Genomic DNA, 24,233 nt, shown 5'->3' on the forward strand with positions numbered 1-24,233 from the left:
GATAAAGTGGTTTTTCCCGGACATAAATGCTTCCCCTCTCTCATCCGCCAGAGAAGTATCAGTCCGTTGTGTGCAATTCCGTTCTGCATGATGAAGAGATTCAGCTGCCTTTTCGCAGACCATTAACCACTATAAACGATCGATAGCAACGATCGATATCTGTTTTATCGATAGTTTTATTCTATTAACGACAAGGCGGTCACGCAAGAGAAACAGGAGGAGTATGAGGGGTTTGTGTCATGTTTTCAGTTGGTTAACGTAATGTTATCAGGCATTTCCCTGGCAGACTGTTCAGAAGAAAATCCAGTTCCATACAGCGCGGGCAACAGAGACCACCGTGTCACGGACGGCACGCAGAACCGTACGGGCAACAGAGGCAACACAGACGCTCTCCGCCGTGTCAAATATCCGGTCCACCGCACCGGTAAACTGTTCACGGGCCTGACCCCGGACAGATTCCGTGCGCAGCTCGTCCTGCAGGCGGGTCATCAGGGGACTGGCGGCATGGTCGGGAAGTGCTGTCATTAGCGCACTGACCAGCGTATCCAGTTCCCAGCCGGTGCGGGCCGATACGGCAACAACCGGATGTACGGGCCGGAACAGACGGAATACCGCCTCCGTTTTTTCGCGAATATTCTGTGCCTGTGCGGGAGAAGGCTGAATACCGGCCATATCCCATTCATGGCAGGGCTCCGTTTTGTCGGCCTGCGTCACCACAAACAGCACCTGCTGATGTCCCCGGTGCAGGATGTGTCGCCAGAAATACTCATCCACAGACAGGGCACGGTCATCGGCTTTAATCAGCCACAGTACCAGGTCAAGTTCAGGCAGAATGTCACGGTACAGGGCTTCATACTCTGCATCTCTGTCCCGGCTCTCGCCCACCCCGGGCAGGTCAGTGATAACCATGCTGTGACCATGGCCACTCAGACGGAAACGCTGCACTTCCCGGGTGCCGGCGTGAACATCACTGACCGGGGTGACCTCCCCCTGAAACAGTGCATTACAGAGTGAGGATTTACCGGCCCCGCTTTTACCCATAATGCCAATCACGGGTTCGTGACTGGTGAGTTTGCGCAGATGTTCCAGGATGTGACGGGAAAGTGAGTAAGGCAGGGAGGAGAGCGGTTTTTCAATTGCCTCAATGGCATCAGACGGATTCATACATGTATTCCCGGTGAAAAAAGACAAAACCCCCGCACACCGGAAAGGTGGCGGGGGACTCACGGAGATAATATATGTCTGAAATTATCTGGAATGTCGGTACCTTTTATACTCTTCAACAATCAGGTCATGCAGCATTTCGCCGGTACTGAGTCTTCTGACCCTCGATAATTCTTTGAGCTGCGCCCTGGTTTCTGCGTCAAGAAAAAACTGTACATTGACTTTATCTTCCTGCATTTTTTTGTACTTGCGCTGCGCCTTGGCCTTATTGAAACTGTTTCTGAAATTTTTTATATCGTCAGGTGAGGTGAGTGGACAGGTAACCCATATGTCAAATGAAAGGTGAATTGCGTGGTAAATATCAGCAGAACCAGGAAAACTGGCCAGTTTTTCCAGTGCAATATTTTTTCCCTTCAAATAATTCCATGTCCATATGCATTCATGTTCGTTCTCCGGGAGGAGGTAACTGAAAGGACTCTTTGATTTAAATGCCCGCATCCATCTGTCTTTGGTCTGGATTATCCACTCATCCCGCAAATTCTTATCAGAAAGAATATCGAGAACTCTGAGTATTTGTCTGAACTGTGTCGATGAGTCCGACGGGAAGGCATTCCCTTCCAGATACTCTTCTTTAAGATACAGTTTATTCTTTTGAAGCAAGTCTGCGCTTATTTTTGCCCTGTTATTCTGGATAAACTGCATCAACAGATACCAGGAAAATAAGCATGCGCGTTCACTGCCCGCGATCCAGGATATTTTTTCCAGGGGGACCAGGAAGGCCAGGGCCTTCAGACGCATACCAGAAATTATTTGTTCAAGTTCAAAATCTGAAAGTGTGATGTTCAGATTTTCTCTGTTTTTTTTTATGTAAGCGATAAAACGTTCCGGGGGATCATAAACATTAAGGGGCAGTACGGAGATATTACGCTCTCCAAGATAATAAGAGTAATACGCATTTGTTCTTTCATTCATAACCTTATCCGACAAAATTTTCTGAACCATCCTCTTTCTCCGACTGCTTAAAAATTAAACATAATAAGGTGATAATAATATGATAAAAAGAAGTTTATAACGGTATATTAAGATGGTCAATAAAAAGGCAATCTGCGCGCTGTATAGTCATTCTGACAGGAAATGCAGGAGGAAGGGAAGGTAACCGGCTTCGTTATGCTGACAGGAATACCTGTTATCATGGAAGTGCACTCATGTGGCCGACGTAGCTTAAGAGGATGGAAGAGTGGAGACTGCAGACAGGGGGTATTGAAAGGTAAACATGTTTCGCCCGCCAGCTGCACCGGGGGCCAGCATCACTTTTTTTACGTTGTAACCCGGTATGCATTCCGGCTTTGATGATTACAGTCAGAGGGCAGCAGACTGACGTTATTTAACCGGACAGAAAAATTATGGACACTGAAATATCGTCTGTTAATACCTCGTTTGTCGGTGTGGTATTCCCTGTATTACCGGCGTCACCGATAAAGAGAGTTATAAACGCCAGAAAGGTACCTCCTTTATGCCGGGGAACACTTACGGAAAATGAAGTCTGAAAAGGAGCACAATGAAAAGAGGCGTGTCCCGTAAATATAACGAATCATCGCAGGATATACATTATCAGGTGATACCAGAGGGCATTAAACTGTCGCCACGGATAAGAATATACAACATTTCTGATAACAAAACATCATAACGTGTTTCAGATATGTTCCGGTATCAGTCTGACGGATATTATTTCCCGGTAAAACAAACCGGCTACTGTAACGGTTAACTGTATCTGCATAAATTATTTATGATGAAAGAACAGTATTACGGATTCAAATATCATCCTGTTTGCATTCAGGCGGACATTCCCGGATGCCGGAAAGAATATCCTGCAGGCTGAGTGAGTCTCTTCCACAGTGCCGGGATCGCTGTCGCCACGTACATATTGTCACCAGGATGGGTATGTACCGCAGCATGCCATTTCTGGTGAATAACCGCACCTGCACATTCAGTCTGCTGAGAACCTGGCGTGTATCGGGCTGTAAAGAACATCCCTGTCCGTGGCTCCTCTGGTGGTGTTGCCTGCTCAGCAATGACAGGATGCCCTTAAGACGCCCGTCATGGCTCAGTATGATGACGACGAACACGCTCTGCAGGTGAGCATGGGGGCCGGGAGCATCATCATTTCCGTATTTTGTCACACCTTCCGGAAGCAACCGGCATCAGTTGCGGCTATCGTCAACCGTTGTGCGGTATGCCAGGAGCACGTACTGATCCATCAGATCCGTCAGTGCTGCGCTCTGCCTCTGACGGTTGATGATCCATTCCTCCAGCTCTTTTTCTGATTTCCGTTTCAGGTTCTCTTTCCAGTCTTCAAGGCTGTTTCCGGTCATTAAATCAAGCCAGCAAAGCCAGACCAGTTTGAGGCGCAACTCCGTGCCACCAAACTGACGGAAGAGGCTGATCAGTTTATTTGCCAGAGAACGCTGCCTCAGACGTTCACATTCAGACAGGAGAATGCCTTCCAGCATCGGATGATGAACCAGCAGATGTTCACTGGTGCATAAATTCACTATCAGATCATCATCCAGGGGCGGCGTGGCCCGTTTGTCAGGGCCATAAATCAGCCGGTGCAGGCTCTGGGGTACGATGGCAATCTCCGGTTTTTCACCATTGAATGACACCCAACCGGGCGTCAGATTATGGAAGTAGTAGATATTCGGATGACACACGCCCCAGGATACGGCGTGCCGGGTGAAGCCGGTCAGCCATTTCTGGTAGCTTTCGTGGAGCCATTCGTAGCGGGTCTGATACTGTTGTTTCATTTTCATATTCCTCACGGGGATATAACAGGCAGCAGAATGCCGCCGGCAGGCCGGGGATTACGTCTGCTGCGGGTGAACGGATAACGGTCAGAAATTACGGGCGGGGCTGTGCAATACGCGCCTGTAGCCAGGCTTCCACTTCACTTTTCAGCCAGCGGGAGCTGCGGCCCAGCTTGATGGGAGCCGGAAAGGCCCCATCCCTGATGAGCCTGTAAAACCACTTATCTGTCAGGCCGGTCAGTTGAGTGATAAATGCCATGTCGACCATCTGGTCATCCATCAGTGAAACTGGGGTAGCCATGAGAATGTTCCTCCGGATGTTGTTAAACCAGCCGGTGTGGTCATGAAAACAGCGCGCCACCTTCACCGGCATAACAACCGGGGAGAAACGTAAAAAATAATCGGGAATGTGACCGCCAGGAGATAAACGGGGAGGTTGCGGTGGCTGAGCCGTACCGGTATACCGGGTGGTTGTTGCGAAAAGATGCTTCCGCACGCACGCGCGATAAAGAGGGGATAGTTTTCGTGAGGACAGGGAGAGAAGCAGGCGTTCTGATAATTGCAGAGTTGTTTTCGGAGGTAGTTACAGTGAGTCAGCCCGTTCCTGGCGAGGAGGAGACTGATATCACCGATGGGATAAGGCTGTCTGATTGGTATTATAAATATAAGAAGTCATCAGAGAGTAACGTAAAGGATTTGCCAGAGTAAGCTAAGAGAGTAAATCTCTCCGGTAACAGAGCGCTGTGAATCGTTCATGTATCAGAGTGCAGATACATGAACGCTGATGCGTAAAATCAGCAGTGACACGCCAGCTCCCCCTGTGCCCATTCCTGTATAAGACATGAACTGAGCGTATTAATGCTCCTGCCCTGAGACTGAGCCGGTGAGTGAGGGGCTGAGAAATCCCTCTTGACACTGCTCTAAACCAGAAATACTTCCCCGGTTGTTGCGGTGCGTCCGGATCCCCGATAACGGAACACTAAGGCTGTATTGCGGGACACCAGGTAAGTGGCAGCCCGTAATACGTCAGGAGACGCGGGAAAAGTGAATTCCCACACGCGTTATAAACTTACCCTTGCGGAGCTGGAAGCCTTTAACTCTGCCGTTGACAACCGGCTGGCAGAACTGACAATGAACAAACTTTACGATCGCGCGCCGGCTTCCGTCTGGAAATACGTCACCTGAATATTGAAGCAGCGCTACGATGACTCCGGTGTTATCTGCACCGGAGGACCGGGAACATTAAGCGGTATAGCGACAACAAAGAATTCGAAATCAAAAGGGAATGGTGCCGGAGGCGTGGGCGGTAATAGGCTGATTTTCAGGTATTACCGGCTTACAACGTGTGGTTGATATTGAGGGGCTGTGAGTTTCGCGTATTTGTCAGAAACCCAGATGAGTTTTCCTGTATGGGACGAAATAAGGCAGCGGCAATCCCTGGAAAATTTAATATGGTATGAAGGAGAACCTGTCGGTTACGCTTAATATACACGGTACACTGTCAGCTCAGGGGATACATGAACCGTTATCTCACCAGCTACACAGTATACACACACTGACGCTGACAGTAGTCAGCAGGACCACAATAATCAGCGCCAGCAGTATGGTAACGATACGGTCTGTATTCCGGTAGTAGCCGAAGGGGTCGACAGAACCACAATACGGGCAACACACTGTATTATGAGTAATCGCGTTTCCACAGTCCCTGCACTTCTTTTTGCGTATCACCATCACTCCCTCCTCACAGCCTTACCCGTAACCGGTTTTTTACATTAAAAAACGACGCTGAAAATTCAACCGTCAGTCCGGAGACGACCGTTCGGGTTATCACAGAGTGCCTGAGACAGTGTCCTGCCGGAGGTCACTTCAGGGACTCTGCGTATTTTTTACGACGTGGCTATTCCGTATGAACCATACGGAGATTTAACCATGACCTACAAATACAACCCCTTCTGGCAGCAACGTATTCGTGAGACGGTGCGGCACGCACTGAATGTTCATCCCCGCCTGACGGCATTGCGGGTTGACCTGCGTCTCCCGGATGTACCGGCAGCAACGGACGCAGCTGTGATATCCCGCTTCATCAATGCCCTGAAAGCCCGAATCGACGCTTACCAGAAACGTAAGCATCGGGAAGGTAAACGCGTGCATCCCACAACCCTGCATTACGTCTGGGCCCGGGAGTTTGGGGAGTGCAAAGGTAAAAAACACTATCACCTGATGCTGCTGGTCAACCGGGATACCTGGTGTCGTGCCGGTGATTACCGCGCTCCGGAGTCTCTGGCCGGGATGATTAAACAGGCGTGGTGCAGTGCCCTGGGAGTGGATGTCGGGTGCCATGCCACGCTGGTGCATTTTCCGGCCTGGCCGGCGGTGTGGCTGGCGCGTAATGATGACACCGGCTTTCAGCAAGTGCTGGAACGTGCTGACTATCTGGCGAAGGAGCATACCAAAGCTCACTGCACCGGTGAGCGCAATTTTGGCTGTAGCCGGAGTTGAGCACGACTGGCGCGCCAATATCCGGCAAACCAAAAGTATGGGTTGTTGTCTGGCGGCAACGATGTATCCACTCGCCCACTGACTGTTTTTTACGTCAGTGTTCCATTGTGTGACAACCACAGTGCTGTAACAGCAACCAGCCTGCTTTACCCAAACTCCAGTCCAGATTTTAACTGAACCGCCATTCACACCCTGACCACGCTGCCCGTACCGGGACGGCTGTTGCCTGCGTGTCGTCTGGCGGCTGAGGTATATGACTATGTACGCAAAATCCTTTATCGCTCTTGATGGCAACGGACGTCTGACGGGCGCCCGTACTGCACAGGCCGCACCTTATGCTAACTACACCTGCCACTTGTGTGGCAGTGCACTCAGATACCATCCGCAATACGAAACTGAACTTCCCTGGTTTGAACACACTGACGACAGGCTGACAGAGCACGGTCAACAGTGCCCTTATGTCAGGCCGGAGCGCAGAGAAATACAGTTGATTAAACGTCTGCAGCAATTCGTACCGGATGCCTTACCCGTGGTGCGTAAAGCCAGCTGGCACTGCAGACAATGTCACCACGATTATTATGGGGAGCAGTACTGCACACACTGCCAGACCGGAGGATTCAGTATTCCCCGGACAACTCAGGAGGAAATATGCGAATTCTGAACTGTTATATGGCGAATGACAGCAAAGGCCATTTTGTTACGGCGAAAGAAGCTGCGAAGCACAACCGACAGGACGTTTTGTGCTGTGTGTCCTGTGGATGCCCGTTAACACTTCAGCGGGGCAATGACGGACAACCACCGTGGTTTGAACATGACCAGATGACTGTCGCTGAAAAAATCCTGCTGCGATGTACCTGGCTTGACCCGGCAGAGAAAGAGGCCCGTCGTTTGCATCTGCAGGGCATGACGGTTCCGGATTATACGGTGAAGGTGAGAAAGTGGTTTTGTGTGATGTGTGACGAAGATTATGAGGGGGAAAAGTGCTGCCCACGCTGCGGTACCGGGGTATACAGCAGGGCGTGGGGGCGGCAGGAGGTGCCGTCGGAAGATGCCAGGGCTGATAATCCGTTACAGAGGCTGTAATGGTTGCCTCCGGAGCAGTTTGCGGTGATGCCTTTCCCGGGAATGGATTGCCAGTGCGGGGACTGTGGAGCTTAATTCCGGTGTTGGTGGCCTTTCCGTTGATTTTATGCCAACAGCCCCCTGTGACTGACAGGCTGCCTCGTCATTCCATTCGTATCTCCAGTAACAGGGGGTTGTATTGTATTTTATTGTGCCGGTTCAGGTGTGCGTTTCCCGGCGCGTCTGCACCGGCTTAACCAAATTCAACAGGGATAAAATAGTGGTAAGCGTACAGCCTGAACCGTCTGGTCAGAATCTGACGAATTAGACAAAGTGGTGTCCACCAAATAAGTAGTGGGAACCAAAGTGTCAGATATGCAGAAAAATGTGACTCCCGGCAGGCGAAAAGGCTGCCCTAATTATCCTCCCGAATTTAAACAGCTGCTCGTTGCTGCCTCCTGTGAACCCGGGATATCCATCTCAAAACTTGCTCTTGAAAATGGCATTAACGCCAATCTGTTGTTCAAATGGCGACAACAATGGCGCGAGGGAAAGCTGCTATTACCTTCTTCAGAGAGCCCCCAGCTACTTCCTGTGACTCTCGATGCAGCTGCCGAACAGCCAGAATCGCTCGCAGAGGACCCGGAAACCCTCAGTATCAGCTGTGAGGTAACGTTCCGGCACGGGACGCTCCGCTTCAATGGCAATGTCAGCGAAAAGCTCCTGACTCTGCTGATACAGGAACTGAAGCGATGATCCCGTTACCTTCCGGGACCAAAATTTGGCTGGTTGCCGGTATCACCGATATGAGAAATAGCTTCAACGGCCTGGCTGCGAAAGTACAAACGGCGCTGAAAGACGATCCCATGTCCGGCCATATTTTCATTTTCCGGGGCCGCAGCGGCAGTCAGGTTAAACTGCTGTGGTCCACCGGCGACGGACTGTGCCTCCTGACCAAACGGCTGGAGCGTGGGCGCTTCGCCTGGCCGTCAGCCCGTGATGGCAAAGTGTTCCTTACGCAGGCGCAGCTGGCGATGCTGCTGGAAGGTATCGACTGGCGACAGCCCAAGCGGCTGCTGACCTCCCTGACCATGCTGTAAATCTCTTTATCCTGGTTGTCACAGAATAAGCCCGGTAAAATACGGGCTTATGAACGACATCTCTTCTGACGACATCTTCCTGCTGAAACAGCGCCTGGCCGAACAGGAAGCGCTGATCCACGCCCTGCAGGAAAAGCTGAGCAACCGGGAGCGCGAAATAGACCATCTGCAGGCGCAGCTGGATAAACTCCGCCGGATGAACTTCGGCAGTCGTTCCGAAAAAGTCTCCCGCCGTATCGCACAAATGGAAGCCGATCTGAACCGGCTTCAGAAAGAGAGCGATACGCTGACTGGTAGGGTGTATGACCCGGCAGTACAGCGTCCGTTGCGTCAGACCCGCACCCGTAAGCCGTTCCCTGAATCACTACCCCGTGACGAAAAGCGACTGTTGCCTGCGGCGCCGTGCTGCCCGAACTGCGGCGGTTCACTGAGCTATCTGGGCGAGGATACCGCCGAACAGCTGGAGTTGATGCGTAGCGCCTTCCGGGTTATCCGGACGGTACGGGAAAAACATGCCTGTACTCAGTGCGATACCATCGTGCAGGCACCTGCACCTTCGCGGCCCATCGAGCGGGGTATCGCCGGACCGGGGCTGCTGGCCCGCGTGCTGACCTCGAAGTATGCAGAGCACACCCCGCTGTATTGCCAGTCAGAAATATACGGCCGGCAAGGTGTGGAGCTGAGCCGTTCACTGCTGTCGGGCTGGGTGGATGCATGCTGCCGGCTGCTGTCTCCGCTGGAAGAGGCGCTTCATGGCTATGTCATGACTGACGGCAAACTCCATGCCGATGATACCCCGGTCCAGGTACTGCTGCCGGGTAATAAGAAGACGAAGACCGGGCGGTTGTGGGCGTATGTTCGTGATGACCGCAATGCCGGGTCAGCGTTGGCACCTGCAGTGTGGTTCGCTTACAGCCCGGACAGAAAAAGCATCCATCCGCAGACTCATCTTGCTTGCTTCAGCGGTGTGCTGCAAGCGGATGCGTACGCCGGGTTCAACGAGCTGTATCGCAATGGTGGGATAACGGAAGCTGCCTGCTGGGCTCATGCCCGCCGAAAGATCCACGATGTGCACGTCCGCATCCCGTCAGCACTGACGGAAGAAGCCCTGGAGCAGATCGGTCAGTTGTACGCCATAGAGGCGGATATAAGGGGAATGCCGGCAGAGCAGCGGCTTGCTGAACGTCAGCGAAAAACGAAACCGCTGTTGAAATCCCTGGAAAGCTGGTTGCGTGAAAAGATGAAGACCCTGTTCTTCGGCTCTGGCCATGGTGGTGAGCGGGGAGCGCTACTGTACAGCCTGATCGGGACGTGCAAACTGAATGACGTGGATCCAGAAAGCTACCTTCGCCATGTGCTTGGCGTCATAGCAGACTGGCCGGTCAACCGGGTCAGCGAACTGCTTCCGTGGCGCATAGCACTGCCAGCTGAATAACACATCCCCGTCAATACGGCCCTCGCTGTACGCTTACTTTTGTTCGGACTGCTTATGGCCTTTTTCCACTGGTGGCGCAGGAAAGTTAACCGGCTGCCACCATGGGATGACGTGTAAACCGTGCAGGCATGTTTTCACGTGGTGACGCTTTCATTGGGGGTCTACGCCGGAACCCCAATATTGTTCACATACATGAATTTGAAAAACTAAGCGATACTGCTGTCCGTACCTTATAAACTTATTTCAACGCTTCCGGCAGCGTCACAATCCACAGTTCACTGTCAGACTCCGGTTTCTCCAGTGGCTTCACTCTGAGGGTCGTTTCAACCTGCTTGTCGTCAAGCGTCAGCTTTCCTTCCGCGTTCACCCGATAATCCTTGAATGTCTTGCCCTCGACCGGATGTTGCATCGCCACCTTCACGCCAAAGTCGTTATCGTTCGCCACCGCCAGCGTTTTGCTGTCGATCAGCGCCAACCCTTCAGCCTTCTCCTGCTGCCAGCCCAAGGAGCGCAGATCAACAACCTGCGTTTTCTGCGCAAGGGTAATGCCGCGCTGTGACAGGGTTTTCTCATCATCAAACTCCGGATACTCACCCGGCTTGTCGAAGCCTGACAGGTCGCTCGCCTTATTGAGATCGACCTCGTAAATCAGGTTACGCATTCTGTTGTTTTTATCTCTTCCCTGTTCGATCAGCAGGATGTGCTGGTTATCGAGCGCCACGATGTCTCCGATTTTAGCGTCGCTGTTTTTGCTGTAGGCCGCGCTGTCGATAGGATAACCGTACATCGCGGTTTTTCCGCTTGCCGGATCGAAGCTCACCAGACGCGTAAACAGCGCCTTTTTCTTGCTCTTAGCGTCGATATCCAGCGTACTTTGCACGGCGACAATAATACGCCCGTCCGGCATACGGGTGAGGCCTTCAAAGCCGCGGTTCGCCTGACGCCATTTGAGGATATTTGGCAAACCGCCCGCAATCGCTTTTTCCCCTTCCGCCGCCTGCGGACCGTGGATTGCCAGGATTTTCCCTTTACTGTCGATGTTAATCAGGAACGGGCCATACTCATCGCACAGCCAGTAACCTCCTTTACCATCCGGAGTGATCCCTTCCGTATCCAGCCCGCGATTATCCCCCTTCAGTCTATGTAACGTGTCGCTGAAGGCCACTTCATTGGTGGAGCCAATCACGTCGCTTGCCAGCGGCAGACCGTTGATCGCGCCTTTATCGTCATGCAGAGGACGGGGATCGATGGCCTCCGCTTTGCCGTTTTGTACACGAATCGTCATCAGCAGCGGCGCGAAATCTGGCGTAACGAAAATTTTAGTTTCGTTTTTCCCCTCTTTCGGTGAATCCGCGTTCGGACCGCGATCGGTAATGGTTGCGAATGTCAGGGCATCGCCCTGTTTACCGGTGAACAGCAGGCCAGAACCTATCCCAACCGGAAGGCCGTTCGGGAATGCACTGGCAAATGCGCCGGCGTAGTTCACGTGCGTGCCTTCTGGAAAACTGACGACATAGCGCTCAGCCGTAGGTTGTGCCGCCAGGGCAGAGAAAGAGAGCGTACAACCGATTAGCACGGGAATAATTTTTCTTTTCATATTGTTAGCATCTATAAAGTGAAGATCACACTACACCATAAAGAAGAAACGAGTCAGGAAAATGACATCGAATGGCAACATGCGCGGGCCTGAGGCCAAAGAAATGTAAAACACTGTTGTTATTTGTAACAACGGAAACATTTACGGAAATTATTTGTCTTTCTTCGTGATCAAAAATGCTGTGTCTTGTTGGATTGGAGTGATGAGGGCTGCGTTTAGGAAACGCCCTATATTGTACGGTTGCATTATCGCGGTAGGGGTAATGCACGTGTCAGTATGATGAGCTGACCACACTCACGTGGGTGGACTGGTATAACAATCGACGATTGCTGGAAAGGCAGGGCCATATCCCACCGGCAGAAGCAGAAAAAGCTTATTATGCTTCCATCGGAAACGATGATCTGGCAGCCTGAGTTCACAGATAAAACACTCTCCAGGAAACCCGGGGCGGTTCAATTGCTGGATAAGATCATAACGATACACCGGGTTAAACAGGTGGTCACTGCTTCACTGAAGCTGCGTGATTATGATGGTCAGGTAGCAGAAGCTATGCCCATGATACAAAAATGACGAAAGCCGAAATGTCTGAAAGCGTGTGTATTACCTGAAAATATGACCGGCTCCGGGGTACGTAACCGATTCAACAAAGCCAATCGATATTACAAAACGAGAGGGACTATATATTTCGTTTTCAGATAAGACTCCTTGAGAGATTATCTTTTATGTAAAATCTCAAATATCACCTGATGTAATGTCAATGATAATATTAAGTGCGCTCTGAACAACATCTTTCTTGGTGTGATTAACATCTGACAAAAAGAACATCAGCTTCTTTATTATGTTCTTGTTGTTTATTATTTCACGCTCACAGAATAAAGCGTTGACTGCCTCTTCTATGACATTTCTCTCGTAAAAAAATTGAGAGTTAGCTTCATATAAAATATTGGCCAATTTTTCACCAAAAACCATATTATAATAATCACTGTGCATCTTTCTCCCCCAGGGTTCAGTCAATAATTTTACCATGCCTAATTATGACAGGTGTAACAAGCATATTTTGCTATATAAATAAAATACATAATACTGATTATTGTAAGAACAGGAAGCAGACTAATGGTTTTTTTTTGTGAGCACATTCCTTCTTATGTAGGAAGAGGCTGTATTATATTCAGTCAACTCTTTTTTACTAAAAACATTATCTATGCCATCAAAGTTGCCTGCTAGCTAATTTTTAGGATATCGCCTTGTCGTGGATTATGCACTCTAAACATGTAGAAGGTATTCATTACAAATACACAGACGGCCATCTTTTGTAAAATGGATGCCGTTTTAAGTGAGATTATGATTTTCAAATTGTTCCGGACTGAGACCGCCACACCAACTGTACCATCGCCAGCGATTGTAATCGCACTCGATATAATTAAGTAAGTTTGCTGATTTTGCTGTTTACTGCGACAGATGTAAAGCTGTGGTGATTCATGCAGACTAAGTTCACGGACTCCGGCAGTAACACCGATGCATTCTGCAAGCTTCAGATCTTAACTACGAAATTCATGCGAATGGTGTTTACGTTTTTTTACTGGTTGAAACTGTTTTGTCTTGTGAGTCACCTCTGACTGAGAGTTTACTCACTTAGCCGCGTGTCCACTATTGCTGGGTAAGATCATTACCGAAATCCCCATCCTTTAGGGCAGTGAGGATGTCAATAATAGCAGACCACATCATGAGTCATTCTGACCGACACATGTCAGAAGCAGAGGCTCCATCCCATTTTATACCTACCTTATAACACTTAGAAAAACAACATGTTAAAAATGTCTATTGGAAACAATTTTATTTCCAATTGTAATGATAACCATTCTCATATTAATATGACTACGTGATAATTAACTTTTGATGCACTCCGCATGTCTGACCGCGCCACTACCACAGCTTCCTTAACGTTCGAGTCGCTTTATGGCACACATCACGGCTGGTTGAAAAGCTGGCTGACGCGCAAACTCCAGTCTGCTTTTGATGCAGATGACATTGCCCAGGACACTTTTTTGCGGGTAATGGTCAGCGAAACGCTCTCGACGATCCGCGATCCTCGCTCCTTCCTCTGCACTATCGCCAAACGCGTGATGGTGGACCTGTTTCGCCGAAACGCGCTGGAAAAAGCGTATCTGGAGATGCTGGCGCTTATGCCGGAGGGGGGAGCGCCTTCACCTGAGGAACGCGAAAGCCAACTCGAGACCCTACAACTCCTCGACAGCATGCTGGACGGGCTAAACGGCAAAACACGTGAAGCGTTTCTGCTTTCGCAACTGGATGGTCTGACATACAGCGAGATTGCGCACAAACTCGGTGTTTCCATCAGCTCCGTGAAAAAATACGTGGCGAAAGCCGTCGAGCACTGCCTGCTGTTCCGTCTGGAGTATGGGTTATGAATCCTTTGTTAACCGATTCCCGCCGTCAGGCGCTGCGTTCAGCTTCCCACTGGTATGCCGTGCTAAGCGGCGAGCGCGTCAGCCCACAACAGGAAGCGCGCTGGCAACAGTGGTATGAACAGGATCAGGATAACCAGTGGGCCTGGCAGCAGGTTGAAAACCTGCGCAACCAGCTTGGCGGTGTGCCTGGCGACGTTGCCAGCCGGGCGTTGCACGATACCCGCCTCACCCGCCGTCACGTGATGAAAGGATTACTGCTGTTGCTCGGCGCTGGCGGAGGCTGGCAGCTCTGGCAGTCGGAAACCGGCGAAGGTCTGCGGGCAGATTACCGCACCGCCAAAGGCACAGTCAGCCGTCAGCAACTGGAAGATGGCTCCCTGCTCACGCTGAATACCCAAAGCGCGGCGGATGTGCGTTTTGATGCGCATCAGCGCACCGTCCGGCTCTGGTACGGTGAAATCGCCATTACTACCGCGAAAGATGCCCTGCAACGCCCCTTCCGTGTCCTGACCCGTCAGGGCCAGCTCACTGCTTTAGGGACAGAATTTACCGTCCGCCAGCAGGATAATTTCACGCAGCTTGACGTTCAGCAGCACGCTGTGGAAGTGCTTCTCGCCAGTGCCCCCGCGCAAAAACGCATCGTGAACGCTGGTGAAAGCCTGCAGTTCAGCGCCTCTGAGTTTGGCGCAGTGAAACCGCTGGATGACGAGAGTACAAGCTGGACGAAGGACATCCTGAGCTTCAGCGATAAACCGCTGGGTGAGGTGATAGCCACGCTAACCCGTTACCGCAACGGCGTGCTGCGCTGCGATCCCGCCGTTGCCGGGCTGCGCCTGAGCGGGACGTTCCCGCTGAAAAATACCGATGCGATCCTGAACGTTATCGCGCAAACGCTTCCCGTTAAAATTCAGTCTATTACGCGGTACTGGATAAACATTTCACCACTGTAAGGAAAATAATTCTTATTTCGATTGTCCTTTTTACCCTTCTCGTTCGACTCATAGCTGAACACAACAAAAATGATGATGGGGAAGGTATGACGCCGTTACGCGTTTTTCGTAAAACAACACCTTTGGTTAACGCCATTCGCCTGAGCCTGCTGCCGCTGGCCGGTCTCTCGTTTTCCGCTTTTGCTGCACAGGTTAATATCGCACCGGGATCGCTCGATAAAGCGCTCAATCAGTATGCCGCACACAGCGGATTTACCCTCTCGGTTGACGCCAGCCTGACGCGCGGCAAGCAGAGCAACGGCCTGCACGGCGATTACGACGTCGAGAGCGGCCTGCAACAACTGCTGGACGGCAGCGGACTGCAGGTAAAACCGCTGGGAAATAACAGCTGGACGCTGGAGCCCGCGCCCGCACCAAAAGAAGATGCCCTGACCGTGGTCGGCGACTGGCTGGGTGATGCGCGTGAAAACGACGTATTTGAACATGCTGGCGCGCGTGACGTGATCCGCCGTGAGGATTTCGCCAAAACCGGCGCAACCACCATGCGTGAGGTACTTAACCGCATCCCTGGCGTCAGCGCGCCGGAAAACAACGGCACCGGCAGCCACGACCTGGCGATGAACTTTGGCATCCGGGGCCTGAACCCGCGCCTCGCCAGCCGCTCGACCGTCCTGATGGACGGCATCCCCGTCCCCTTCGCCCCTTACGGTCAGCCGCAGCTTTCACTGGCTCCCGTTTCGCTCGGCAACATGGATGCCATTGACGTGGTACGCGGTGGTGGTGCGGTGCGTTACGGACCGCAGAGCGTGGGCGGCGTGGTGAACTTTGTTACCCGTGCCATTCCGCAGGACTTTGGTATCGAGGCGGGCGTGGAAGGTCAGCTCAGCCCAACCTCTTCACAAAACAACCCGAAAGAGACGCACAACCTGATGGTGGGCGGCACAGCGGACAACGGTTTTGGCACCGCGCTGCTCTACTCCGGCACGCGCGGCAGTGACTGGCGCGAGCACAGCGCCACCCGCATCGACGACCTGATGCTGAAAAGCAAATATGCGCCGGATGAGGTACACACCTTCAACAGCCTGCTGCAATATTACGACGGTGAAGCCGACATGCCCGGTGGCCTGTCTCGCGCGGATTACGACGCCGATCGCTGGCAATCCACCCGCCCGTATGACCGCTTCTGGGGTCGTCGCAAGCTGGCGAGCCTGGGCTACCAGTTCCAGCCAGACAGCCAGCATAAATTCAACATTCAGGGGTTCTACACCCAAACCCTGCGCAGCGGCTACCTGGAGCAAGGCAAACGCATCACCCTCTCGCCGCGTAACTACTGGGTGCGCGGTATTGAGCCACGCTACAGCCAGATCTTTATGATCGGCCCTTCCGCGCACGAAGTGGGCGTGGGCTATCGCTATGTGAATGAATCAACGCATGAAATGCGTTACTACACCGCCACCAGCAGCGGGCAGTTGCCGTCCGGCTCAAGCCCTTACGACCGCGATACGCGTTCCGGCACCGAGGCGCACGCCTGGTATCTGGATGACAAAATCGACATCGGCAACTGGACCATCACGCCGGGTATGCGTTTCGAACATATCGAGTCATACCAGAACAACGCCATCACAGGCACGCACGAAGAAGTGAGCTATAACGCACCGCTTCCGGCGTTGAACGTGCTCTATCACCTGACTGACAGCTGGAATCTTTATGCAAACACTGAAGGCTCGTTCGGCACCGTACAGTACAGCCAGATTGGCAAGGCTGTGCAAAGCGGCAATGTGGAACCGGAAAAAGCGCGAACCTGGGAACTCGGTACCCGCTACGACGACGGCGCGCTGACGGCGGAAATGGGGCTGTTCCTGATTAACTTTAACAATCAGTACGACTCCAACCAGACCAACGACACCGTCACTGCACGTGGCAAAACGCGCCATACCGGGCTGGAAACGCAGGCACGTTACGATCTGGGTACGCTAACGCCAACGCTTGATAACGTTTCCATCTACGCCAGCTATGCGTATGTGAACGCGGAAATCCGCGAGAAAGGCGACACCTACGGCAATCTGGTACCATTCTCCCCGAAACATAAAGGCACGCTGGGCGTGGACTACAAGCCAGGAAACTGGACGTTCAATCTGAACAGCGATTTCCAGTCCAGCCAGTTTGCGGATAACGCCAATACGGTGAAAGAGAGCGCCGACGGCAGTACCGGCCGCATTCCCGGCTTCATGCTCTGGGGTGCACGCGTGGCGTATGACTTTGGCCCGCAGATGGCAGATCTGAACCTGGCATTCGGTGTGAAAAACATCTTCGACCAGGACTACTTCATCCGCTCTTATGACGACAACAACAAAGGCATCTATGCAGGCCAGCCGCGCACGCTGTATATGCAGGGGTCGTTGAAGTTCTGATGTGTTAACGCCCGGCTTGCCGGGCTTTTAGCTGGAATGTGATTATGTTGGCATTTATCCGTTTTCTTTTTGCAGGCCTGCTGCTGGTGATCAGCCACGCCTTTGCCGCCATGGTTCAGGACGAACACGGCACGTTTACACTCGAAAAAACGCCACAACGGATTGTGGTGCTGGAACTCTCGTTCGCCGATGCGCTGGCCGCCGTGGACGTCAGCCCGATCGGTATTGCCGACGATAACGATGCAAAACGCATCCTGCCCGAAGTGCGTGCGCACCTGAAACCGTGGCAGTCCGTCGGAACGCGCGCGCAGCCGAGCCTGGAAGCCATTGCCGCTCTGAAACCAGACCTGATCATTGCCGACAGCAGTCGCCATGCGGGGGTTTACATCGCCTTGCAGCAAATCGCGCCGGTACTGCTGCTTAAGTCCCGCAACGAAACCTACGCTGAAAATTTGCAATCTGCGGCTATCATCGGCGAAATGGTGGGTAAAAAGCGAGAGATGCAGGCACGTCTGGAACAACATAAAGAGAGGATGGCGCAGTGGGCCAGCCAGCTTCCCAAAGGGACACGCGTGGCCTTTGGCACATCACGCGAACAGCAATTCAACCTGCATACTCAGGAGACCTGGACCGGCAGCGTGCTGGCCTCTCTGGGGCTGAACGTTCCCGCTGCGATGGCGGGTTCGTCCATGCCGTCCATCGGCCTGGAGCAACTGCTGGCGGTCAATCCTGCCTGGCTGCTGGTTGCCCACTATCGCGAAGAGAGCATTGTTAAACGCTGGCAACAAGATCCGCTCTGGCAGATGTTAACCGCCGCGCAGAAGCAGCAGGTTGCTTCGGTCGACAGTAACACCTGGGCGCGGATGCGCGGTATTTTTGCTGCAGAGCGTATTGCCGCTGACACGGTAAAAATCTTCCACCATCAGCCGCTTACCGTTGTGAAATGACCGCGATAAAACACCCGATGCTGCTGTGGGGGCTTCCCGTTGCAGCACTTATTATTATTTTCTGGCTGAGTCTGTTTTGCTACTCGGCCATTCCTGTTTCCGGAGCAGATGCAACCCGCGCCCTGCTGCCTGGACACACGCCAACGCTACCAGAAGCGCTGGTGCAAAACCTTCGTTTGCCACGAAGCCTGGTCGCCGTTCTGATCGGCGCAAGCCTGGCGCTCGCGGGCACGCTGCTGCAAACCCTGACCCACAACCCAATGGCCTCTCCTTCACTGCTCGGCATTAACAGCGGCGCGGCGCTGGCTATGGCGCTTACCAGCGCGCTGAGTCCGACGCCGATTGCAGGCTATTCTCTGTCGTTCATCGCGGCATGCGGGGGCGGCGTGAGCTGGCTGCTGGTCATGACCGCAGGAGGCGGATTTCGTCATACCCATGACAGAAACAAACTGATCCTCGCGGGTATCGCGCTGTCGGCCTTTTGTATGGGCCTTACCCGCATCACCCTGCTGCTGGCCGAAGATCATGCTTACGGCATCTTTTACTGGCTGGCAGGCGGAGTGTCCCACGCCCGCTGGCAGGATGTCTGGCAGCTCTTGCCGGTGGTGGTCACTGCAGTCCCTGTCGTGTTACTGCTGGCGAATCAACTGAACCTGCTCAACCTCAGCGACAGCACCGCCCATACGCTGGGAGTGAACCTGACGAGGCTACGTTTGGTCATCAATATGTTAGTGCTGCTTCTGGTTGGTGCGTGCGTCAGCGTGGCAGGTCCGGTGGCGTTTATCGGTCTGCTGGTGCCACATCTGGCGCGCTTCTGGGCAGGCTTCGATCAGCGCAACGTACTGCCAGTGAGCATGCTGCTGGGGGCCACGCTGATGCTGCTGGCAGATGTACTCGCACGCGCGCTGGCCTTCCCCGGAGATCTGCCCGCAGGCGCAGTGCTGGCGCTGATTGGCAGCCCTTGCTTTGTCTGGCTTGTGAGGAGGCGAGGATGAAAATTGCGCTGGTTATTTTCATCACCCTTGCCCTGGCGGGCTGTGCGCTGTTATCACTCCATATGGGAGTGATCCCCGTGCCGTGGCGCGCGCTGCTGACCGACTGGCAGGCCGGACGCGAGCATTATTATGTATTGATGGAGTACCGACTGCCGCGCTTGCTGCTGGCACTGTTTGTCGGTGCAGCCCTCGCCGTGGCGGGCGTGCTGATACAGGGGATTGTGCGCAACCCTCTGGCATCACCGGATATTCTCGGCGTTAACCATGCCGCCAGCCTGGCCTCTGTGGGGGCTCTACTTCTTATGCCGTCACTGCCCGTGATGGTGCTGCCGCTGCTGGCCTTTGCGGGCGGCATGGCGGGGTTGATATTACTGAAGATGCTGGCAAAGACCCACCAGCCGATGAAGCTGGCGCTCACCGGCGTGGCGCTTTCTGCATGCTGGGCCAGCCTGACGGATTATCTGATGCTCTCGCGCCCGCAGGATGTGAACAACGCCCTGCTGTGGCTGACCGGCAGCTTATGGGGCCGTGACTGGAGCTTTGTGAAGATTGCCATCCCGCTGATGATTTTATTTCTGCCGCTGAGCCTGAGTTTTTGCCGCGATCTCGACCTCCTTGCACTCGGCGATGCGCGCGCCACCACGCTCGGTGTGTCGGTGCCCCATACCCGATTCTGGGCTTTGTTACTAGCTGTCGCCATGACATCTACCGGCGTGGCCGCCTGCGGCCCGATTAGCTTTATTGGTCTCGTGGTGCCGCATATGATGCGTAGCATCACCGGTGGACGTCACCGCAGACTGCTGCCTGTTTCAGCCCTGACAGGTGCGTTGCTGTTGGTGGTTGCCGATCTGCTGGCGAGAATTATTCATCCCCCACTGGAGCTCCCGGTTGGCGTGCTGACCGCCATTATCGGTGCGCCGTGGTTTGTCTGGTTGCTTGTGAGAATGCGATAAATGACTTTACGAACTGAAAATCTGACGGTCAGTTACGGGACAGACAAGGTACTTAACGACGTTTCACTCTCACTGCCAACGGGGAAGATCACCGCCCTGATCGGCCCTAACGGTTGCGGGAAATCGACGCTGTTAAACTGTTTTTCGCGGCTTTTAATGCCGCAGTCTGGCACCGTATTTCTCGGCGATAATCCCATAAATATGCTCTCATCACGCCAGTTGGCCCGCAGGCTTTCGCTGCTGCCTCAGCACCATTTAACGCCAGAGGGGATCACAGTCCAGGAGCTGGTTTCGTATGGTCGTAATCCCTGGCTGTCACTCTGGGGGCGTCTCTCCGCTGAAGACAATGCACGAGTTAATGTCGCCATGAACCAGACCCGGATCAATCATCTTGCCGTTCGTCGGTTAACCGAGCTTTCCGGCGGTCAGCGCCAGCGCGCATTTCTGGCGATGGTCCTGGCCCAGAATACGCCCGTTGTATTACTTGATGAGCCAACCACCTATCTTGATATCAATCACCAGGTGGACCTGATGCGGTTGATGGGCGAACTCCGGACTCAGGGGAAAACGGTGGTCGCTGTGCTGCACGACCTTAATCAGGCTAGCCGGTACTGCGATCAACTGGTGGTAATGGCAAACGGACATGTTATGGCGCAAGGCACACCAGAAGAGGTGATGACCCCAGGATTGCTGAGAACAGTATTCAGCGTGGAAGCGGAAATACACCCCGAGCCGGTATCTGGCAGGCCGATGTGCCTAATGAGGTAGATTGCACAGGCCGTAAGAACCAAACCACGACTGAATGAAACTGGACTGGCGCCAGCAAGCCTGTTCAGACTGGGGCTGAACTTTTCCGGACTCTGAAAGATTACCAATACTCATCGTCCATCCGCTTGCTTTAGGCTGACAGGTTCATAATCAACGCAAACCAGAGCTGTACAGGCTTGGGCGCGGCTTTCAAACCAGTCGTGATCACGGCAATCAATTTTGAACTCTGCTTAACGGACATTTCTGTATAACCCTTACGGCAACGAAAAACGCGAAGTTAAAATTTTAGAAACCCAAAAACGTGACATGACTAAGTTTAGATTTCAGGGGGGGAGATCAAAAAATTTCGCTCTGTGCCAGAGCGGACATTCACGGAGCTGGTTCATTACCAATGAGGTTGGGCTTTTGAGGATAAATCAATGATCAGACGCCAACGTAAATCAAAAGCAACCCTGGAACGGAATTGCTAATCCAGTTTCTGACCATCGATTTTTCTAAAAAGTGTGCGTTTGCTACTACTTAGGTAGGTGCAGCTTTCTTAATCACCGGCAGCCACGTTATACAGGCCAGTTGATGGATCGATTGTTATCAATGATATCTTCATGAGTCGGTGTCTCACCCAGCTTACCGAAGCTGGCATAAAGTGAAGGCAGACGGGCCCGTCCTTCTCCCTTTTTCGCCAGAGGGAAAGCGCGAAGCATGGTGGCAGCCTCCCAGTCACAACAATAGGATGGTGTGCACGGCTGCTGACGCCATGATTCAGCGATAGAGCCGGAAAATACGGGGTCAAAGCCGGTATCATTAACCAGAGTCATCGTGACCTGTACTGCGGCTGGATGATCTCCTGCTACTGCAACTGCTAGGCGACCGCGGCTCCCTTCAGGTAGTCTGTTGTGGTCAACTAAAACTGGCCTCCGCGTTAGAGTTTTTCCAGTATCGGTTTTCTGATTCGTTTGGTGGTAACCCACCATTATATTCGTGCGGTCTTAGTGCGCTGTAATATCCAACGATATAGTCCGTTATTGCGTGAGCTGCATCGCTGAAGCTTACATAGCCCGTCGCTGGCACCCATTAGTTCTTCAGACTCCTGAAGAAGCGCTCCATTGGGCTGTTATCCCAGCAGTTTCCACGCCGGCTCATACTCTGTCTGATCTGGTATCGCCACAGTAACTGCCGGAACTGCCTGCTCGTATAATGACTGCTTTGATCGCTTGGAACATCACCCCGACGGGCTTACCACGGGTTTCCCATGCCATTTCCAGTGCTTTCATGGTAAGCCTGCTGTCCGGCGAGAACGAGATGGCCCAGCCCACTGGTTTTCTTGCGAACAGGTCGAGAACAACGGCGAGGTACGCCCAGCGCTTACCCGTCCAGATATAGGTCACATCACCGCACCACACCTGATTTGGTTCCGTTACGGCGAACTGTCGCTCAAGATGATTCGGGATAGCAACGTGCTCATGACCGCCACGCTTATACCGGTGAGTCGGCTGCTGGCAACTGACCAGCCCCAGCTCTTTCATGAGTCTGCCAGCAAGCCAGCGCCCCATCTGGTAGCCTCTCTGGGTTGCCATTGTGGCGATGCTTCTTGCTCCGGCAGAGCCGTGGCTGATGCCATGCAGTTCAAGTACCTGGCTGCGTAATACAGCCCGTCTGCCGTCTGGTTTTTCAGGACGGTTTTTCCAGTATTTGTAGCTGCTGCGATGGACCCCGAACACATGGCAGAGAGTGGCCACAGGATAACGCGCCCTGAGTTTCCCGATTATCGAAAACTGTTCAGGGAGTCTGACATCAAGAGCGCGGTAGCCTTTTTAATATTTCATTTTCCATTTCAATACGTTGTAGCTTTTTCCTGAGCTCACGGATTTCAATTTGTTCCGGGGTAATGGGGGAGGCTTTTGGTGTTTTTCCCTGCCGCTCATCACGTAATTGTTTCACCCATCGCGTCATTGTGGAAAGGCCGACATCCATAGCGCTGGCTGCATCTGCCACGGTGTATTTCTGGTCAACGACCAGTTGAGCGGATTCGCGTTTAAACTCTGCGCTGAAATTTCTTTTTTCATTATGGCACCTGTGTTGTTCTGAGGTGAGCATATCACCTCTGTTCAGGTAGCTAAATTTAGTGTGCCACCTCAAGGTTCTTAGTGAGCCGTTTTTAAAAGATATGATAATATATTATTGTTTATAAATTGTTGATGTTTGATTTAGTAGTATATAAAGTTCACCACCTTTATTAGGCTTTCCTTTTATCTCTACTTACTGGGTGCCAGAAACTTTAAATTTTAAACGGAGGGGGCATTTTGTTTAAAGCAAATCATGTTCCGGTATTAATGTATCATCATGTCAGCCATTGCCCAGGACTGGTTACACTTTCTCCCGAGACATTCCGGAAACAAATGAAATGGTTGGCTGAAAACAACTGGAAAACACTGTCATCAGATGAACTGGAGTTTTTTTATCGGGGCGGAAAACTTCCCCGTAAAAGCGTTATGTTGACATTTGATGATGGATACCTTGACAACTGGTTTCAGGTATATCCTTTATTAAACGAGTTTAATCTCAAGGCACATATTTTTTTAATTACCAGTTTTATTGGAAATGGTCCGGTTCGTCACTCTCCTGGAAAGGAATATTCTCATCGCGATTGCGAACATCAAATAGCAACCGGGAATGCTGATAATGTTATGCTTCGCTGGTCTGAAGTGAACGAAATGTTGCAATCTGGTCTGGTCGAATTTCATGTTCATACACATACTCATACACGTTGGGATAAAAAGTTCACTTCACGAGAAGAACAGTGTAAACATCTTCGGCAGGACTTATTGAGCGGGAGAGAATATTTAAAAAAAATGACAGGAAAATGCAGTAAACATTTGTGTTGGCCGGAAGGTTATTATAACAAGGATTATATTCAGATCGCTGAAGAACTTGGATTCCATTATTTATATACAACAGAAAGAAGAATGAATGCTCCTGCTAAAGGAACTACACGGATAGGAAGAATAAGCACCAAGGAACGGGAAAATTGCGTATGGCTGAAAAGACGACTTTTTTATTATACAACACCGTTTTTTTCATCGTTGCTGGCCCTTCATAAGGGGCCAAGATTACCGGATGAC

The 24,233-nt window shown here is 52.1% G+C and carries 23 protein-coding genes and 8 pseudogenes; 19 read left to right on the top strand and 12 right to left on the bottom strand.

Features of this window, described 5'->3' with window-relative positions:
* Nucleotides 1-291: 291 nt before the first annotated feature.
* Complete coding sequence (locus ACUU1M_RS06440) at nt 292-1,164, bottom strand: GTPase family protein (protein WP_001322100.1); 873 nt, start codon at nt 1,162-1,164, stop codon at nt 292-294.
* 84 nt (nt 1,165-1,248) lie between these two features.
* Nucleotides 1,249-2,166, bottom strand: coding sequence for a hypothetical protein (locus ACUU1M_RS06445; protein WP_000250228.1), 918 nt, complete (start codon nt 2,164-2,166; stop codon nt 1,249-1,251).
* A 1,097-nt stretch (nt 2,167-3,263) separates the two neighbouring features.
* Between ACUU1M_RS06445 and ACUU1M_RS06450 the strand changes: the two are divergent.
* Nucleotides 3,264-3,460, top strand: a pseudogene (locus ACUU1M_RS06450) (hypothetical protein).
* Here ACUU1M_RS06450 and ACUU1M_RS06455 read toward each other — a convergent pair.
* The gene (locus ACUU1M_RS06455) at nt 3,366-3,968 is read right to left on the bottom strand and encodes a hypothetical protein (protein ID WP_000813456.1); all 603 of its coding nucleotides are present in this window, start codon (nt 3,966-3,968) and stop codon (nt 3,366-3,368) included. The pseudogene ACUU1M_RS06450 and the gene ACUU1M_RS06455 sit on opposite strands and share 95 nt — an antisense overlap.
* Before the next feature lie 94 nt (nt 3,969-4,062).
* Nucleotides 4,063-4,269 carry a helix-turn-helix transcriptional regulator gene (locus ACUU1M_RS06460; protein ID WP_000235221.1) on the bottom strand — a complete coding sequence of 69 codons (207 nt, stop codon included), beginning with the start codon at nt 4,267-4,269 and terminating at the stop codon, nt 4,063-4,065.
* Between the two features lie 707 nt (nt 4,270-4,976).
* On the opposite strand from ACUU1M_RS06460, the gene ACUU1M_RS06465 reads away from it, so the two are divergent.
* Nucleotides 4,977-5,153: an Hha/YmoA family nucleoid-associated regulatory protein gene (locus tag ACUU1M_RS06465; RefSeq protein ID WP_001344112.1), complete on the top strand. Its 177-nt coding sequence runs from the start codon at nt 4,977-4,979 to the stop codon at nt 5,151-5,153.
* A 345-nt stretch (nt 5,154-5,498) separates the two neighbouring features.
* Here the strand turns inward: ACUU1M_RS06465 and ACUU1M_RS06470 are convergent, their stop codons facing one another.
* Nucleotides 5,499-5,699, bottom strand: coding sequence for a hypothetical protein (locus ACUU1M_RS06470; RefSeq protein ID WP_001297219.1), 201 nt, complete (start codon nt 5,697-5,699; stop codon nt 5,499-5,501).
* A 198-nt stretch (nt 5,700-5,897) separates the two neighbouring features.
* Here ACUU1M_RS06470 and ACUU1M_RS06475 point away from each other — a divergent pair, with 198 nt between their 5' ends.
* The 7 genes and pseudogenes from ACUU1M_RS06475 to ACUU1M_RS06505 all read left to right on the top strand — a co-directional run.
* Nucleotides 5,898-6,467 carry an inovirus Gp2 family protein gene (locus tag ACUU1M_RS06475; protein WP_000221544.1) on the top strand — a complete coding sequence of 190 codons (570 nt, stop codon included), beginning with the start codon at nt 5,898-5,900 and terminating at the stop codon, nt 6,465-6,467.
* 259 nt (nt 6,468-6,726) lie between these two features.
* Complete coding sequence (locus ACUU1M_RS06480) at nt 6,727-7,128, top strand: putative zinc ribbon protein (RefSeq protein ID WP_000270978.1); 402 nt, start codon at nt 6,727-6,729, stop codon at nt 7,126-7,128.
* Entirely contained in the window at nt 7,116-7,550 is a 435-nt protein-coding gene (locus ACUU1M_RS06485) for a zinc-ribbon domain-containing protein (RefSeq protein ID WP_001221615.1), read from the top strand. The genes ACUU1M_RS06480 and ACUU1M_RS06485 overlap by 13 nt, the downstream gene beginning before the upstream one ends.
* A gap of 354 nt (nt 7,551-7,904) precedes the next feature.
* A complete protein-coding gene (tnpA, locus tag ACUU1M_RS06490) occupies nt 7,905-8,285 on the top strand; it encodes an IS66-like element accessory protein TnpA (RefSeq protein WP_001171523.1) in 381 nt (126 codons plus the stop codon).
* Nucleotides 8,282-8,629 carry an IS66 family insertion sequence element accessory protein TnpB gene (tnpB, locus tag ACUU1M_RS06495; protein WP_000612632.1) on the top strand — a complete coding sequence of 116 codons (348 nt, stop codon included), beginning with the start codon at nt 8,282-8,284 and terminating at the stop codon, nt 8,627-8,629. Before tnpA ends, tnpB begins: the two co-directional genes overlap by 4 nt.
* 49 nt (nt 8,630-8,678) lie before the next feature.
* Nucleotides 8,679-10,064, top strand: coding sequence for an IS66 family transposase (gene tnpC / locus ACUU1M_RS06500; RefSeq protein WP_000998091.1), 1,386 nt, complete (start codon nt 8,679-8,681; stop codon nt 10,062-10,064).
* A gap of 39 nt (nt 10,065-10,103) precedes the next feature.
* Nucleotides 10,104-10,181 (top strand): annotated as a pseudogene (locus tag ACUU1M_RS06505) (DUF6404 family protein); the annotation flags it as partial.
* A 121-nt stretch (nt 10,182-10,302) separates the two neighbouring features.
* Here the strand turns inward: ACUU1M_RS06505 and ACUU1M_RS06510 are convergent.
* Nucleotides 10,303-11,661 (bottom strand): esterase-like activity of phytase family protein, encoded by a 1,359-nt coding sequence (locus ACUU1M_RS06510; RefSeq protein ID WP_000823243.1) that lies wholly within the window; start codon nt 11,659-11,661, stop codon nt 10,303-10,305.
* 281 nt (nt 11,662-11,942) lie between these two features.
* On the opposite strand from ACUU1M_RS06510, the pseudogene ACUU1M_RS06515 reads away from it, so the two are divergent.
* Together ACUU1M_RS06515 and ACUU1M_RS06520 are read left to right on the top strand one after the other, a co-directional pair.
* A pseudogene (locus ACUU1M_RS06515) lies at nt 11,943-12,074 on the top strand (IS3 family transposase); the annotation flags it as partial.
* 64 nt (nt 12,075-12,138) lie between these two features.
* A pseudogene (locus tag ACUU1M_RS06520) lies at nt 12,139-12,269 on the top strand (IS5/IS1182 family transposase); the annotation flags it as partial.
* 124 nt (nt 12,270-12,393) lie between these two features.
* Here the strand turns inward: ACUU1M_RS06520 and ACUU1M_RS06525 are convergent.
* The 4 genes and pseudogenes from ACUU1M_RS06525 to ykiE form a co-directional block, all read right to left on the bottom strand.
* The gene (locus ACUU1M_RS06525; RefSeq protein ID WP_000555341.1) at nt 12,394-12,651 is read right to left on the bottom strand and encodes a biofilm development regulator YmgB/AriR family protein; all 258 of its coding nucleotides are present in this window, start codon (nt 12,649-12,651) and stop codon (nt 12,394-12,396) included.
* A gap of 339 nt (nt 12,652-12,990) precedes the next feature.
* Nucleotides 12,991-13,089: pseudogene (locus ACUU1M_RS06530) on the bottom strand (IS3 family transposase); the annotation flags it as partial.
* A pseudogene (locus ACUU1M_RS06535) lies at nt 13,089-13,293 on the bottom strand (hypothetical protein); the annotation flags it as partial. The pseudogenes ACUU1M_RS06530 and ACUU1M_RS06535, both read right to left, overlap by 1 nt.
* Before the next feature lie 70 nt (nt 13,294-13,363).
* Nucleotides 13,364-13,432: pseudogene (gene ykiE / locus ACUU1M_RS06540) on the bottom strand (protein YkiE).
* Nucleotides 13,433-13,568: 136 nt separating this feature from the next.
* On the opposite strand from ykiE, the gene fecI reads away from it, so the two are divergent.
* The 7 genes from fecI to fecE all read left to right on the top strand — a co-directional run bounded on the left by fecI (nt 13,569) and on the right by fecE (nt 21,114).
* Nucleotides 13,569-14,090, top strand: coding sequence for an RNA polymerase sigma factor FecI (gene fecI / locus ACUU1M_RS06545; protein WP_001283626.1), 522 nt, complete (start codon nt 13,569-13,571; stop codon nt 14,088-14,090).
* Nucleotides 14,087-15,040 carry a ferric citrate uptake sigma factor regulator FecR gene (gene fecR, locus ACUU1M_RS06550; RefSeq protein WP_001068910.1) on the top strand — a complete coding sequence of 318 codons (954 nt, stop codon included), beginning with the start codon at nt 14,087-14,089 and terminating at the stop codon, nt 15,038-15,040. Before fecI ends, fecR begins: the two co-directional genes overlap by 4 nt.
* 86 nt (nt 15,041-15,126) lie before the next feature.
* Complete coding sequence (fecA, locus tag ACUU1M_RS06555) at nt 15,127-17,451, top strand: TonB-dependent Fe(3+) dicitrate receptor FecA (RefSeq protein ID WP_000188258.1); 2,325 nt, start codon at nt 15,127-15,129, stop codon at nt 17,449-17,451.
* Between the two features lie 44 nt (nt 17,452-17,495).
* Entirely contained in the window at nt 17,496-18,398 is a 903-nt protein-coding gene (gene fecB / locus ACUU1M_RS06560; protein WP_000879153.1) for a Fe(3+) dicitrate ABC transporter substrate-binding protein FecB, read from the top strand.
* The gene (fecC, locus tag ACUU1M_RS06565; RefSeq protein ID WP_000125175.1) at nt 18,395-19,393 is read left to right on the top strand and encodes an iron-dicitrate ABC transporter permease FecC; all 999 of its coding nucleotides are present in this window, start codon (nt 18,395-18,397) and stop codon (nt 19,391-19,393) included. Before fecB ends, fecC begins: the two co-directional genes overlap by 4 nt.
* On the top strand, nt 19,390-20,346 hold the full coding sequence (gene fecD / locus ACUU1M_RS06570; protein ID WP_000684856.1) for a Fe(3+) dicitrate ABC transporter permease subunit FecD: 957 nt from the start codon (nt 19,390-19,392) through the stop codon (nt 20,344-20,346). The genes fecC and fecD overlap by 4 nt, the downstream gene beginning before the upstream one ends.
* Nucleotides 20,347-21,114: a Fe(3+) dicitrate ABC transporter ATP-binding protein FecE gene (fecE, locus tag ACUU1M_RS06575; RefSeq protein ID WP_000175457.1), complete on the top strand. Its 768-nt coding sequence runs from the start codon at nt 20,347-20,349 to the stop codon at nt 21,112-21,114. It abuts the gene before it with no gap.
* Between the two features lie 557 nt (nt 21,115-21,671).
* Here fecE and ACUU1M_RS06580 read toward each other — a convergent pair.
* Nucleotides 21,672-21,929 carry a hypothetical protein gene (locus ACUU1M_RS06580; protein ID WP_000177057.1) on the bottom strand — a complete coding sequence of 86 codons (258 nt, stop codon included), beginning with the start codon at nt 21,927-21,929 and terminating at the stop codon, nt 21,672-21,674.
* 82 nt (nt 21,930-22,011) lie between these two features.
* Nucleotides 22,012-23,208, bottom strand: a pseudogene (locus tag ACUU1M_RS06585) (IS3 family transposase).
* Nucleotides 23,209-23,393: 185 nt separating this feature from the next.
* On the opposite strand from ACUU1M_RS06585, the gene ACUU1M_RS06590 reads away from it, so the two are divergent.
* Nucleotides 23,394-24,233 (top strand): polysaccharide deacetylase family protein (locus ACUU1M_RS06590; protein WP_160371899.1); only part of this gene is annotated, 840 nt, incomplete at its 3' end.

The organism is Shigella sp. SIG6 (genome assembly GCF_053555815.1).